Below are 13,274 nucleotides of genomic sequence, written 5' to 3' on the forward strand. Positions count from 1 at the left end.
ATGAGACATGACTAAAAAGGAATCAAATCAACGGAGACAAGAACTGCAGCAAATCTATAAAGAAACGAAAAAAGAATCCGGAGTATTTCAAATCCGCAATACCGTGAATGATAAGCGATGGATCTCGAGTACGAAAAATTTGCGCTCCTTAAACGGCAAACGAATGGAACTTGATATGGGTAAACACATGAATCATGCCCTGCAACTCGAATTGAACGAATTTGGAAGCAGCGCTTTTGAAATTGAGGTACTGGAAGTGCTTAAGGTAAAGGAAACAGGGTACTTCGATGAGGATGACGCCTTGAGGAAACTGGAGGACAAATGGCTGGAACAACTGCAGCCTTATGATGATCGCGGTTATCACAAGCGGAAGCCTGAATAACTCGGATCATTTCTGCACGCAGTATAAGGTTTTGGTTTAGTAATGGATTTACTGAGATTTTTTAGTATAATCGTAGGTAGAGATTGAAAACTCTTACTACACTTTTACTAATAAGGAGTATTATCATGTCAAAAACACTTATTTTCGGACATAAAAATCCGGACACTGATTCAATCACATCAGCAATTGCTTATGCAGCACTGAAAACGAAGCTTGGCCAAGAGGTTGAAGCTGTTCGTCTAGGCAGCGTGAATGGCGAAACACAATTTGCACTCGATACGTTTAAAGTTGCGGCGCCTCGTCAAGTTGATACGGTTGCGAATGAAGCGGCGAATGTGATTTTGGTTGACCACGTTGAACGTCAGCAAAGCGCTTCGGACATTGATCAAGTGCGTGTAGTGGAAGTTATCGACCATCATCGAATTGCAAATTTCGAAACGAGCCACCCGCTGTACTACCGTGCAGAGCCAGTTGGTTGCACAGCAACGATTTTGAATAAATTGTACAAAGAAAACGGCGTTGCCATCGATAAGGACATCGCAGGTCTGATGCTTTCTGCTATCATTTCAGATTCCTTGTTGTTTAAATCCCCGACTTGCACAGAACAAGACGTTGCTGCAGCTCGTGAGCTTGCAGCTATTGCTGGCGTAGACGCTGAAGAATATGGTCTGCAAATGCTGAAAGCCGGCGCTGATCTGTCCGACAAAACCGTTGCTCAATTGATTTCCTTGGATGCAAAAGAGTTCCAAATGGGCAGCTACAAAGTGGAAATCGCGCAAGTTAACGCGGTGGATGTGAATGATGTGCTGGCGAAGCAAGCCGAGATCGAAGCTGCGCTGAACACAATTATTGCTGATAAAAACCTGGATCTGTTCCTGTTCGTCGTGACAGATATTCTTAACAACGATTCCGTGGGTCTTGCCCTTGGCCGCAAAGCTGAAGCTGTTGAAAAAGCATACAGTGTAACGCTTACCGACAACAAAGCGCTTCTGAAAAGCGTAGTTTCCCGTAAATCTCAAATCGTTCCTGTCCTTACGGATATTTTCAACAACTTGTAAGCCTGAAACGGCATACCGCAGGCATCGTTCGCGCAAGTGGACGGTGTCTTTTTGGTTATCGAGCAAACTTTTGGTATGATAGAAGTGATTTTAATGAAAGAGGTGGAGAAGAGATGGAAACTAATGTTCAACAAAGTAAATATGACAAGGCTACATTTGCCGGGGGTTGCTTCTGGTGTATGGTTACACCGTTTGATCAGCTGCCGGGGATTGTGTCCGTCGTATCTGGTTATATAGGTGGTCATACAAGTAATCCGACATATGAAGAGGTATGCTCGGAAACAACAGGTCACGCCGAAGCCGTCCAAATTACATTTGATCCTGAACTTTTTTCGTACCATAAATTATTAGAAACCTATTGGCGCCAAATCGACCCTACAGATGCCGGTGGACAGTTCCACGACCGCGGCTCCTCCTATCGTACAGCGATTTTCGCACATACGGATCAGCAGAAATTGGAAGCGGAAGCCTCCAAGCAAGCTTTGCAGGATAGCGGGCGTTTCAACGCACCGATCGTAACGGAAATCGTGCGTATCGATGCGGATGCTTTCTACCCGGGAGAAGAGTACCACCAGGATTATCATCATAAAAATCCGCTGCGCTACAAAGCATATCGCAAAGGCTCCGGACGCGACGCGTTTATTTCCAAGCATTGGAACACGGCGAAAGATAAAGAAGAGCGCAAGAAAAAGCTTACTCCGCTGCAATATGAAGTGACGCAAAACAGCGCGACAGAACGTCCTTTTGACAATGAATTCTGGGATTCCCATGAAAAAGGATTGTATGTAGACATCGTTTCAGGCGAACCGCTGTTCACATCCATCGATAAATTCGATTCAGGCTGTGGTTGGCCCAGCTTCACGAAACCGGTATTCGAAGGCAACGTGAAAGAGAAAACCGACACCAGTCATTTCATGGTCAGGACGGAAGTACGCAGCCAGGAAGCGGATTCGCATTTGGGCCACGTATTTAATGATGGTCCTGGACCAACTAGACTCAGATATTGTATCAATTCGGCCGCGCTTCGGTTCGTTCCGCTTGCTGATATGGAGAAAGAAGGATATGGGGCTTACCTTCGTTTCTTTGAAGATTAATCACTTATTAAGCAAAAAGACGCTAGTCAGGTTCATGCCTGATTAGCGTTTTTCCGTTTATATGCTCTGATCTTTAATCTTCATACCAGGGATTTAAATGGATCAGAACTTCATCAACATCAGCATGCTGGTCCATAATCGATTTTTTGATCACACGGGTAATATCATGCCCTTCCTGAACGGTTAGTTCGCCAGGGATGGAAACTCTAGCATCTACCAGAATATAGTGGCCATGTTCGCGAGCACGAATACGGTCTATTCGTTTCACTTCAGGCACAGCCTCAATAAGTAAGATATATTGGTGAAGTTTCTCTTGATCAACCGTTTTTTCCATCAAAATATCAAAGGATTCTTTGCCCATTTCCACGGCTAGTCTTAGAACGAGCAGGGATACGATAATTCCCGCTGCGGCATCGCCAAAGGATAACCACCCAATGTGATAGGCTCCTCCGACAAAAGCCAAACCAATCCCAACTACTGCGGCAAGCGACGCGTAGACATCGGCTAAGTGATCCTTCGCAGTCGCTATCAGTCCCTTGCTGCTCGTGTTAACGCCAATTCGCATGGTGTATTTATAGAGGACATACTTCCAAACGGTTGAAATAACAGCAGCCGTAAATGCGACCCAACTTGGGGATTGAGGTTCATGAAATAAAGCAATAGTAGAATGATAGCCAATATAAAGTGCTGCGATCAGCAGGATAAAAGCGACAAATCCAGAGCCGAGCACCTCAGCTTTGCCATGCCCGTAAGGGTGGTCCTCATCGGCTGGAAGTTTGGATATGCGCATCGCGCTAAGGGCCGCGATTGTCGCGATAATATCGCCGGCATTATGGAGTCCATCGGCAAGCAAAACTTCACTTTGGAACCATAACCCGATAATAATTTTCATGAGCGTAAGAAAAATGTTACTGATCAGCGAAAGCCATATCGCCAGTACGGATGAATTGTTGTCTACAGTCATTAATGATGACCTCCTACAAAAGTGTTTCCCGAAGGAAAAAAATCCCTTGACCTAGGTACTGCTCAGGTCAAGGGATTTTTTGATTTATATAGTAATCTAGTAAATATCAATAGGCGCATAATCAACACTTCACTTTACACAAATATCTTTGTATAATACCACACATAGCAGGAATTAACAAACCACGAATCAGAGGTTCTTGGAGAGACACTTATTTGTGGGGGAAGGAAGTCTAAAGAAACAATGTTAAAGCCTTGGTTGCTTGAGATCGAACATCAATTACTGCCACAGTTAGAGATATACAGCAAACAACCCTACGATCCGATTGTAGTCCATTATATTCCGAAGCCGTGGAAATTGCTTGGTTCAGGTAACTATGCGGCGGTTCTTATGCATCCCAATTATTCTGATCTTGTTGTAAAGGTATACGCGCCAGGCAGGCCGGGAATCGAAGAAGAAACCGAAGTCTATCGACGACTAGGCAAGCATCCCGCTTATTCCGAATGTTTGCATGCAGGAGACAATTACTTAGTACTGCGCCGGTTAACTGGCGTTACGCTTTATAAATGTTTGCAGCGTGGACTTCCGATTCCAAGACAGGTCATTGAGGATATAGATGAAGCACTATCTTATGCGGTTAATAGAGGCTTGAATCCACATGATGTTCATGGGAAAAATGTGATGATGAAGGATGGCCGAGGATTAGTCGTGGACGTATCGGATTTCATGAAACAGGAATATTGTCCGATGTGGGACGATTTGAAAAACGCTTACGACCGATTTTATTATCCGTGGGTTCGTAAAATGCCTATCCCTAATTTTGCTTTAAATGTTGTGCGGAGAAGCTATAGGAAATGGAAGAAATTTCGCCGGACTCGTGGTACAATCTAATTAGAAAAGATGAGATTTCCTAAATTTTAAACATAAGGAAGGCGCGTCTATGAGAGTACATGAATTCGAGCTTGGCGCTGACTTGCAGCGAAGTGATCTAACGGCGATTTCGGCCAAATCTTCACATTTTATGTCGGACATTACGATTGATTTTGAGTATGATCATTCCATGCATTGTGTCGATGTGAAAAGTTTACTGGGTATGCTGTTGATACCGATCAGAGCGGGGACTACGCTGCGCTTGCTGACCAAGGGCAAAGACGAGGAAGAAGCGATGCACTACATGTTCGATCTGTTTGAATCCTTTCGGTAAAATAAGCATAGATCCTGATAAAGACGTCCATTTTGACGCTCTCGAATGCTTCCGTATTCGATGGTGTAGAAGTGGCGTCTTTTTTCAGAGATGGATGTAAGCGGTTAATTAGGACAAGATGAGGCGATATTCCGTCAAGATTGGATAGGGCATGTACCTTACAAAAGGGTTAAAATAGGACTATATGGACGGAATAAAGGAGTGTGACTGCTTAAATGAGTAAGCATCAAATTGTCATCGTTGGTTGCGGAGGCATGGCAAATGTCTGGGTTGACTATGTGTTAAAACGAGAAGATTGCTCGATTGTAGCGCTTGTAGATATAAAAAAGGAATTCGCTCAGGCAATGGCGGATCGTCATCATCTGACCTGCGGGATTTATACGGATCTGGAGCAAGCGATTGAGGAGTCCGGCGCCAATCTGGTGCTGGACATCACCATCCCGGCCAGCCATTTCCAGGTTGCGACGACGGCGCTTCGCCATGGCTGCAATGTCTTCGGCGAGAAGCCGATGGCCGCCACCATGGCGGAAGCACGCGAGCTCGTGCAGCGGGTGGAACAGTCGGGAGCATCGCTCTCCGTCATGCAAAACCGGCGCTATGACGCGAACATCCGCGCCCTGCGCGAGCTTATACACGCGGGCACGATAGGCCGCGTGGGTTATGTGGGGGCCGATTTCTTCCTCGGCCCGCATTTCGGGGGCTTTCGCGATGCGATGGAAAGCCCGCTGATCCTGGACATGGCGATCCATACATTCGATCAGGCTCGCTTTATTACAGGGGCAGACCCGGTGTCGGTGTACTGCCAGGAGTTTAACCCTCCCGGCTCCTGGTACGCCGGGAATGCTTCGGCCATCTGCATCTACGAGATGTCAGACGGCACGGTGTTTTGTTACCGCGGCTCGTGGTGCGCGGAAGGAGCGCCGACCTCATGGGAGGCGTCATGGCGCGTGACGGGCGAGACCGGCAGTGCCATCTGGGACGGGGCTGGCGCACCGTACGCCGAAGTTGTCGCCGGCGGCGAGCAAGCCGGCAAGTTCCTCCGCGAGCATACGCGTATTGACGCGGAAGTGAGCTGGCAGGGCCGCAGCGGGCACGCTGGCTGCTTGGATGAGATGTTCGCGGCGCTGGAGCAGGGACGCCGTGCGGAGACGGACTGCCGCGACAACATCAAGAGCATGGCCATGGTGCTTGGCGCCATCGACAGCGCGAAGAGCGGCCGTAAGGTCGATCTGAGCAGCTACTGGAGATGACAAAAAGGGTTGAACAGATGAGCTTCTGTTCAACCCTTTTCTTGTGTTTAGTGAATGTCTTTCTTTTTGAAGCGGCCGCCTTTGACATCGTGAATGTTACCAATGGCGAGAAAAGCCTTGGGATCCAGCTCATCGACGATGGATTTTAATTTGGCCTCTTCCAGCCTGGTGATGACACTGAAGATGACTTTCTTGTCATCTCCCGTGAACGCGCCTTCGCCCTTGAGATAGGTAACGCCGCGGCCTAAACGGGAGGTGATGGAATCCCCGATTTTACTGAACTCATCGCTGATAATCCAAACCGATTTGGATTGATCCAACCCTTCAATGGTGATGTCAATCATTTTGAAGGCAATGTAATACGCAATCAGCGAGTACATGGCATGATCCCATCCGAAGACAAAACCTGCGCTGCCGAGAATGAAGAAGTTGAAAAACATCACGATTTCGCCGACGGAAAACGGCGATTTTTTGCTAAATAAGATCGCGACGATTTCAGTCCCATCTAGAGAACCGCCGGAGCGGATAACGAGTCCGACACCGATTCCCAGTATGATGCCGCCGAAAACTGCGGCTAACAGAGGATCAATCGTGAACGCTTGAACCGGATGAAGCAAGGTCGTTCCGATGGACATTAAGATAACGGAAAATAGCGTAGATAAGGCAAAGGTTTTACCAATCTGCTTATATCCGATTAATAAAAATGGCAGATTTAACAACACCAGAAAAATTCCTAACGGGAAGTGGGATAAATGCGACAAAATGATAGAAATACCCACAATTCCGCCGTCGATAATATTATTCGGCACTAGAAAGACTTCTAATGCGACAGATACTAAGGCGGATCCGATGATCATAAACATGACTCTGCGTAAAAATTTGAGGCGGGTTAACTTTTGATGTTGGGAGCTTAATTGTACGGCTCCATTTGGCAGGTTAGACATAATAGGTTCCTCTTTTCCTCATTCATTTCCAAAATAGCGCTCTGTATGAAATAGGAAGTATGAGGCCCGTGTAACCCGAGGTGAATTTAAGGAATGACAGAAGAATTGTTTTTAATCTAAGCCAAATTTTCTTGACAAGATAAATAATGAAAATAACAAATACGGTAATTTCATATTGTGTATAAACATCATACGGCCATTGGAGTTTATCAAAGCGCGTATAAATTGTTTTTTTGGCAGGAGTATGATCCTGAATCGAAAGAACTTGTGAGGTATTGGCGAGAACAAGTATTTCTGTATCTGACGAAAAATGATGAGAAATCGGTGGAGTTAAAGGGAAAATAAATAAACCGAGAATGATCCAGACCAATATTTTCCACTGATGTTGTCGTGTAAATCGATGCAAGAGTCATCCCCTCCTTGTGCAATATACAACTAAATTTGTTTGAATTGTAGCATTTCATTTTATCTGAGTCAAACCGCCAGAGTGTTGATTTATGATTTTCAATTCATACAGGGAGTGATAAAATAGGGTTGAGGACAAAAAGCGACAACGTTATGCAGCTAGAAGTTTGATTTACATAATTTGTAAGCGTATACATATTGTTGGGGTAGAAATTTTATTATGAATTAGCGCATGAATCGCCTTCATTCATCATTTTTTTTGGAGGAATTAAAGATGAGCATAACCAATTCATATCCAAAGAAGATCATATCCGCAGCCAATTTGCATCAGAGTTTCAGCTTCCATGGGGGGAATTTGTTTGATAAAAAGGTTACTACATAAGAATACTTGGTTGCGGTATGGGATTGCCGGCTTAGTGTCCTGCGGCTTATTTCTCGGCTTATATCACATGATGACTGTCGAAGGGGCCGATAACAATCCGCGATTCATGATGCTCCGATTGGAAGACATTGGACCCGGCGGTTACTATAGCTCTCTTGAGGGACTCGGCAAGTTAAGGGCGGTCCTTCACTATTTGGACGAGAAACACGTGCAGTTCGGCATGGCCGTCGTTCCGCGTTGGATAAATATAACAGATGAAGGAACACGCTACGATAAATCGATCGATCAGCTGGACGATACGTATATCCAAGCCTTTAATAAGGTTATCAAAGAGGCTTCAGAGCATCGAGGTACCCTCGGCATGCACGGTTATACGCATCAGGCAGGGGAAGTGCGACGCGGCGATGGCCAGCACGCTTCCGGCGTTGGCAACGAGTTTAATGTCAGCGATTTGCCGGAGACGACGACAACGGCGTTTGCGGAGAGTCGGGTTAAAGAAGGGTGGGGGCGCTTCCGCAAAGCCGGTATGACGCCTCATTTCTGGGAAGCGCCGCATTATCATACAGCTCCCGAGCAGGATAAGGTGTTCCGTTCTTATTTTGGACTCCTGTATCAACCGGATGTCAATATTGATCCTAATCCGCCAGTCGCGAGATATGAAAATATGGTTAATAAAGGATTTGGAAATGCATCGCTTGGCAGTGTATATGTACCGACGACGCTTTCCTATATTCCAATCGGTAAAGACGAGAAGTTTATACTGAACCAATTAGGGGTAGCAGAACGCATTTATTCTTTCTTTTATCATCCCTTTTTGGAATTCAATTATTTGGAACCTGAGCTGGATGAGTTAGGCTTGCCTGTTGTCCGCGATGGCATTCCAGCTTATCAATATACCGGTGAAAATAAAAGCGTACTTCAAAAGTTGATCGCACAAATTCAGCAAAAGGGATATCCATTCTATTCGATACATGATTATGTTCCTTTTACACCGGGAGAGCGTCTGAAGGTTGGCAATGCGAAAACAGCTTTGACTGAGATTGGGAATGTCAGCGGCAGCGGTCAGATGGACATCGTGACGTGGGATAAGAAATCGGCAGCCATGTCCGTTATCCAAGGGCAATACAAGGAGCTGCGCAATGATCGTCAGCCGGCACCTCACACATGGGCGTCGATACCGTATGCGGATGGCGCGGCATTTACCTTGAACAGCAGGATCGATAGTAAGAAGCAAGGACTTTGGATCGTGCGTCCGAACGGTAAACTTGAAGCCTACGCATCAACGGGAGATTCATTTAAACGAAGCCAAACGTGGTCCATTCCCGCAAATCGCTGGTACGATTTATTTGAACTGAAACAACCGAATGGAGATTGTATCCTTGCTGGGCAATCGCAGGATCGAAGCAAACTTCTCGGCTTATATTTACACGGTAACGAAATTAAAAGCATTAAACCGTATACGTTCAGATCGAGCGCGGCTCGAGATTTAATCGTGCGGAATTTAGCTGGCCAGGATCAACAAAAACTGATGTTATTTAAAGAAAATACATCACAAGGTGTGGAATTTGAGCTGGATCAGTCTAGTATGCAGTGGAAACTGGACAAAGTTGAGCTCGACATTCCGGATGAACTCGGCAGCATTCGTTTCGGTGATTTCAATGGGGATGGGAAAGAAGATATTCTTCGCTGGGATCCCAGAAATTTAACCAATCGTGTGTATCAGCAAACGGAGGATCATACCTATAAGCTGCTTTCCATTTTTGGACCCTGGGGCAAAACAAACGGACGTCTGTCTGTCGCTGATTTCGATGGAAACGGGAAAGATGATATTGCGATGTATGGAAATGAAGACGGGTTCTTGGATGTAGCTTTATCGTTTCAGACCGATCATGTAAAATAAAATAGGTTCATTCGGAAAGAAAAACTTGGAGGATCACCATGCGAACACCTATTTTATACGGATCGGTACACATTTTATTTTATCGAAATGACGAGGTCTTATTATTAAAACGGCAAAATACCGGGTTTCAAGACGGCAATTGGAGCGTAGTGGCCGGCAGAATGGATGGCAACGAGGAGGTCGTCGCTGCGGCGATCCGGGAAGCAAAGGAAGAAGCAGGCGTCGATATCGAGCCTGATCAGCTTGAAATTATCGGAATGATGCATCGCAAAAACACGACTTCCGAATGGGTTGATTTCTTCTTGAAAGCGCACGACTGGAAAGGCGAGATCACGAATATGGAGCCGGAAAAATGCGAGCAATTGACATGGTTTCCCTTGAGCGAGCTTCCGAGCCAAATGGTCAGCTATATTCGGGTTGCAATCGAGCATAAACAAGAAGGACTTTGGTTTGAAAGCATTGGTTGGAAATAAAAGGAGCTGGCGGCTGCCAGCTTTTTTTGTTTGTTTTATTAGGATAATTTCCATTTAAAGGCCTGGAAGCCGTAGAAAATGAACAAATTAACGGCATTATTTTCAGTTATAAGTTGAGTGATTGGTGATTTGCGAACGGTGATGTTGAATGCCTACGTTGCATTTTATACAGCATAGTAGCATGAATTGACTGTGAATACGGTGTTTCGTTGCACAAAATACAACCATTTCTCTTGAAAAGGTGAGATCCGAGCATTTAATGGTTTAATGATTGTATAAAATACAATATAGAGGTGATCTGAGGCACAATCACAGCTATATCATTGCATAAAATACAACTTAGAACACTGTTGCAGCACATTCCTCGCCCTCTCGGCCCCCGAAGCCAAGGACTGGCAGAAGCGGACATCCGGCTTGGCATGTGAAAAAAAGCTCATGAATGACGTTCTTTTGGACCAGAAGGGAAGCAAATGCATACAGTGTTATGGATGGCTTTTTTTGGTGGAGGTGTTCATATGCGCAATGTAGTGGGCATTCTTTTGGATCGAAAAACGTACTTAGGTATACAGAGTAAACAAACCGGATATGAACAAATTGAATTGTATAATCAAGCGGCTGAAAAACTTGGTATAACGCTTTTTTATATTTGCTTGCAGGAAACGAGCGGGAAGACAGCCCTTGGTTTATGTTTTGAGAACAAAAGTTACCGCCTACTTCGTCTTCCAATCCCCAAAGTCATTCACAATCGAGCTATTTCACTTTCCCCATATATGCTTAATAAATTGCACCATCTTGCTGCATCAAGCCATGTCTTCAATCGTCAAAATCGGTATGATAAGCTGCGTATTCACAAGTTGTTACATACGAAGGAGTCGCTGCGGGCGCACCTCCCGGCGACTTTGTCGTATTCTCCCAAGCATCTACTGGAGGCAATGGAGCAATTTTCCGATTTTTTCGTCAAACCGACAAACAGCTCCTTAGGCAAAGGGATTATTAAGCTTTCGAAGCAGGAGAATGAGGCATGGGACTTGTTTTGGAGCAATAACCAGCCCAAGAAGTTGACCCGTGACCAAGCGCTGGCTTTTATCAAAACCAAGGTTGGAAAGCAATCCTATCTCATTCAACAAGCTATTTCTTTAGCGACGCATCAAGGCAGACCCTACGATTTACGAGTTTCTGTTCAGCGCGGAGCAAAGGGCAAGTGGCAGGTAAACGGGATTGCAGGAAAAGTTGCCGCTCATGACAGACAGGTTACCAATTTGGGCAAAGGCGGAGAAGCTTGGCGATGCGAACTCCTATTTCATCGGAGCGGGTTTCAGCCTGAACGTATGAAAGATACTGTTGAGCAGGTGTCCCTAAGATTAGCTGAAGTATTGGGCAAACGATTACCGAATATGGCGGATATAGGATTGGATATGGGTGTCGACAAGACAGGGCACATCTGGTTTATCGAGGCAAATGGAAGGGACCAAAGGTACGAATTCAAGCAGTTAAAAATGGAGGATTCGTTCTATCAGACTTATGAAACTCCACTTGTGTATGCCAAGTACCTACTAAATAAACGGGGGTAATCACCCATCTATAAATGAAGAATTCATCTAGTACACTAGCAGTGAGAAGCGAATAAACTGCTATTATAGCGCTGTAAAGGTGGAGTTTGATAGTGAAAAATAGGGTGTTAGTCATTAAAATGAATTTATTACCCTGGTACAATGAGCTCAATGATGAATTGGAAATTAACCATCCGGCATTTCCTGTACCGGTGAAAACGAAAATTTTAATGTTCGGTGAGTATTCCATTGTAGCTATTAATCGAGTAGAAACAAGATTACGACAGGTACGCCAACAATCAGATGAAAAAACCTCCAAACCGTGAAGTGGGTATTGGAGGTTTTCTTTTTATAAGTGAAATCTTTCAATTTGTTCCCATTGCTGTTCAAGCTCTAAAATTTTCTTTTGAATGGGCCCAAATAGGTCGTAATGCGGGTAAGAGGGACTGTGGTGGATATATTGAGGATTGAGACCGTGGGACAAACACCAGTTGGTTAATCGTTCCAAATCCGAGCAGCCGACCTTGGTTACGGTAGTTACGCCGGCAAAACGATCATCCAGCCAATAGTGGGTTAAAAAGGCGATTTCACCGCGGCTGACGGCGTCTTTCCATCGATAAAGCTCATCTCTTTTTATGCCAAATGCCATGTTGAACTCCATCCTACTGTTAATTTTCAATGTTAAGGCTTAGAATATATAAAAGTGTGTTATAATTATACAATACATCAATGGTTCATGGAAAAGGGGCACAAAAATTGAATGTTCATTTGAATTTTACGAACAAAGGTAAGCTGGTCATCGAGAATTTTAACAACGAGGAATTAATCGAAATTTTTAGTCGATATATGAATACATTGACGAAGAAATATGCCGTAGATGTTAACGTTCCGGAAGAGGCCAATCAAAACATTGTCCAAGATGGTTCATTTAAGGTTGTTCTTAGCAATGTACAATGCGATGTTGACACTTTTTTCAAAGAGCTTGGTCGTGATATCAAAATTCCTCTGAAAAAAAGATCCGAAGGCAAATTGGAGAATGTATTTAAAATTCAAGTGATGGAGTAATTGACGCATGCTCAGTTTAGAAGAAAAGTTAGCGATTGTGGAATCATTTCCCGAGTTACATCGTAAGGATGTTTCTCTGGGACGCATTAATTTTCATTATGAAGAAAGCAGTTATGATAAGAAAATTGTTGTCTACCACTTGCACCCGAACGGCAACGGATTTGTTTATGCGGAATATGTGAAGGGGTATGCAACCGATAGCAAAGGGTTAATCAATATTCGTGATTTTAGCGCGGAAGAGCTTCGGGATATTATTCGGAAGTCCATACAGTCTTTAACGAGCACCGCGGTTCAAACACAACCGGTGTCGGACTCATCGCAGGAAGAGCTGTGGACGGATGAAGAAGGCCATGCTTTGACTGTTACTTTTGAAGAAGATCTGTGGTATGTCTATGCCGGCAGCAATCTGGACTGCGCTTTTGAAACCTACGAAGAAGTTGAGGAATACATGGCGGAAGAAGGATTCATCAAGCAATAAGAGAATGACATATTCGACCAGGCCGTCCCGAACGTTAAGGGAAGGTCTTTTCTTTTTGAGATGTGATCTAGGGTCTTCGTTGATAGAATGTGCTATAATAATTGGAAAATCAAGCTAACAACAAT

General features: G+C 44.7%; 15 protein-coding genes. 12 read left to right on the forward strand and 3 right to left on the reverse strand.

From position 1 onward, the window contains the following. Positions 1–7 precede the first annotated feature (7 nt). The 3 genes from RQP52_RS04655 to msrB all read left to right on the forward strand — a co-directional run bounded on the left by RQP52_RS04655 (position 8) and on the right by msrB (position 2,534). Positions 8–382, forward strand: coding sequence for a GIY-YIG nuclease family protein (locus RQP52_RS04655; protein WP_315949741.1), 375 nt, complete (start codon positions 8–10; stop codon positions 380–382). Between the two features lie 125 nt (positions 383–507). Further along, positions 508–1,440, forward strand: coding sequence for a manganese-dependent inorganic pyrophosphatase (locus RQP52_RS04660; protein WP_315949742.1), 933 nt, complete (start codon positions 508–510; stop codon positions 1,438–1,440). Between the two features lie 113 nt (positions 1,441–1,553). Then, positions 1,554–2,534: a peptide-methionine (R)-S-oxide reductase MsrB gene (gene msrB / locus RQP52_RS04665; RefSeq protein WP_315949743.1), complete on the forward strand. Its 981-nt coding sequence runs from the start codon at positions 1,554–1,556 to the stop codon at positions 2,532–2,534. Between the two features lie 73 nt (positions 2,535–2,607). Here the strand turns inward: msrB and RQP52_RS04670 are convergent, their stop codons facing one another. Continuing rightward, positions 2,608–3,498: a cation diffusion facilitator family transporter gene (locus tag RQP52_RS04670; RefSeq protein WP_315949744.1), complete on the reverse strand. Its 891-nt coding sequence runs from the start codon at positions 3,496–3,498 to the stop codon at positions 2,608–2,610. 243 nt (positions 3,499–3,741) lie between these two features. Between RQP52_RS04670 and RQP52_RS04675 the strand changes: the two genes are divergently transcribed. From RQP52_RS04675 to RQP52_RS04685, 3 genes are all read left to right on the forward strand, one after another. Then, a complete protein-coding gene (locus tag RQP52_RS04675) occupies positions 3,742–4,389 on the forward strand; it encodes a serine/threonine-protein kinase (protein ID WP_315949745.1) in 648 nt (215 codons plus the stop codon). A 49-nt stretch (positions 4,390–4,438) separates the two neighbouring features. Further along, complete coding sequence (locus tag RQP52_RS04680; protein ID WP_315949747.1) at positions 4,439–4,702, forward strand: HPr family phosphocarrier protein; 264 nt, start codon at positions 4,439–4,441, stop codon at positions 4,700–4,702. 215 nt (positions 4,703–4,917) lie between these two features. Further along, entirely contained in the window at positions 4,918–5,952 is a 1,035-nt protein-coding gene (locus RQP52_RS04685; protein ID WP_315949749.1) for a Gfo/Idh/MocA family protein, read from the forward strand. 47 nt (positions 5,953–5,999) lie between these two features. On the opposite strand, the gene RQP52_RS04690 is transcribed toward RQP52_RS04685, so the two are convergent. Continuing rightward, a complete protein-coding gene (locus tag RQP52_RS04690) occupies positions 6,000–6,896 on the reverse strand; it encodes a YitT family protein (RefSeq protein ID WP_315949750.1) in 897 nt (298 codons plus the stop codon). A 764-nt stretch (positions 6,897–7,660) separates the two neighbouring features. On the opposite strand from RQP52_RS04690, the gene RQP52_RS04695 reads away from it, so the two are divergent. The 4 genes from RQP52_RS04695 (at position 7,661) to RQP52_RS04710 (ending at position 11,932) form a co-directional block, all read left to right on the forward strand. Further along, positions 7,661–9,583: a DUF2334 domain-containing protein gene (locus RQP52_RS04695; protein ID WP_315949751.1), complete on the forward strand. Its 1,923-nt coding sequence runs from the start codon at positions 7,661–7,663 to the stop codon at positions 9,581–9,583. A 38-nt stretch (positions 9,584–9,621) separates the two neighbouring features. After that, on the forward strand, positions 9,622–10,056 hold the full coding sequence (locus tag RQP52_RS04700) for an NUDIX hydrolase (RefSeq protein ID WP_315949753.1): 435 nt from the start codon (positions 9,622–9,624) through the stop codon (positions 10,054–10,056). 515 nt (positions 10,057–10,571) lie between these two features. Next, on the forward strand, positions 10,572–11,627 hold the full coding sequence (locus tag RQP52_RS04705) for a YheC/YheD family endospore coat-associated protein (RefSeq protein ID WP_315949755.1): 1,056 nt from the start codon (positions 10,572–10,574) through the stop codon (positions 11,625–11,627). 92 nt (positions 11,628–11,719) lie between these two features. Next, complete coding sequence (locus RQP52_RS04710; protein WP_315949757.1) at positions 11,720–11,932, forward strand: hypothetical protein; 213 nt, start codon at positions 11,720–11,722, stop codon at positions 11,930–11,932. Positions 11,933–11,955: 23 nt separating this feature from the next. Here RQP52_RS04710 and RQP52_RS04715 read toward each other — a convergent pair whose 3' ends face one another. Next, on the reverse strand, positions 11,956–12,255 hold the full coding sequence (locus RQP52_RS04715; RefSeq protein ID WP_315949759.1) for a hypothetical protein: 300 nt from the start codon (positions 12,253–12,255) through the stop codon (positions 11,956–11,958). 107 nt (positions 12,256–12,362) lie between these two features. On the opposite strand from RQP52_RS04715, the gene RQP52_RS04720 reads away from it, so the two are divergent. Then, positions 12,363–12,671, forward strand: a complete 309-nt coding sequence (locus tag RQP52_RS04720; RefSeq protein WP_127456065.1) for a hypothetical protein — start codon at positions 12,363–12,365, stop codon at positions 12,669–12,671. 7 nt (positions 12,672–12,678) lie between these two features. After that, the gene (locus RQP52_RS04725; protein ID WP_315949761.1) at positions 12,679–13,149 is read left to right on the forward strand and encodes a hypothetical protein; all 471 of its coding nucleotides are present in this window, start codon (positions 12,679–12,681) and stop codon (positions 13,147–13,149) included. Positions 13,150–13,274 lie beyond the last annotated feature (125 nt).

The sequence above is a fragment of the Paenibacillus violae genome (genome assembly GCF_032461945.1).
GTDB classification, from domain to species: Bacteria; Bacillota; Bacilli; order Paenibacillales; family NBRC-103111; genus Paenibacillus_E; species Paenibacillus_E violae.

Excerpts from the sequence above, each read along its gene's own strand:
- RQP52_RS04655 (WP_315949741.1), top strand. The coding sequence starts at position 8 with ATGACTAAAAAGGAATCAAATCAACGGAGACAAGAACTGCAGCAAATC.
- RQP52_RS04660 (WP_315949742.1), top strand. The coding sequence starts at position 508 with ATGTCAAAAACACTTATTTTCGGACATAAAAATCCGGACACTGATTCA.
- msrB (WP_315949743.1), top strand. The coding sequence starts at position 1,554 with ATGGAAACTAATGTTCAACAAAGTAAATATGACAAGGCTACATTTGCC.
- RQP52_RS04670 (WP_315949744.1), bottom strand. The coding sequence starts at position 3,498 with ATGACTGTAGACAACAATTCATCCGTACTGGCGATATGGCTTTCGCTG.
- RQP52_RS04675 (WP_315949745.1), top strand. The coding sequence starts at position 3,742 with ATGTTAAAGCCTTGGTTGCTTGAGATCGAACATCAATTACTGCCACAG.
- RQP52_RS04680 (WP_315949747.1), top strand. The coding sequence starts at position 4,439 with ATGAGAGTACATGAATTCGAGCTTGGCGCTGACTTGCAGCGAAGTGAT.
- RQP52_RS04685 (WP_315949749.1), top strand. The coding sequence starts at position 4,918 with ATGAGTAAGCATCAAATTGTCATCGTTGGTTGCGGAGGCATGGCAAAT.
- RQP52_RS04690 (WP_315949750.1), bottom strand. The coding sequence starts at position 6,896 with ATGTCTAACCTGCCAAATGGAGCCGTACAATTAAGCTCCCAACATCAA.
- RQP52_RS04700 (WP_315949753.1), top strand. The coding sequence starts at position 9,622 with ATGCGAACACCTATTTTATACGGATCGGTACACATTTTATTTTATCGA.
- RQP52_RS04705 (WP_315949755.1), top strand. The coding sequence starts at position 10,572 with ATGCGCAATGTAGTGGGCATTCTTTTGGATCGAAAAACGTACTTAGGT.
- RQP52_RS04715 (WP_315949759.1), bottom strand. The coding sequence starts at position 12,255 with ATGGCATTTGGCATAAAAAGAGATGAGCTTTATCGATGGAAAGACGCC.
- RQP52_RS04725 (WP_315949761.1), top strand. The coding sequence starts at position 12,679 with ATGCTCAGTTTAGAAGAAAAGTTAGCGATTGTGGAATCATTTCCCGAG.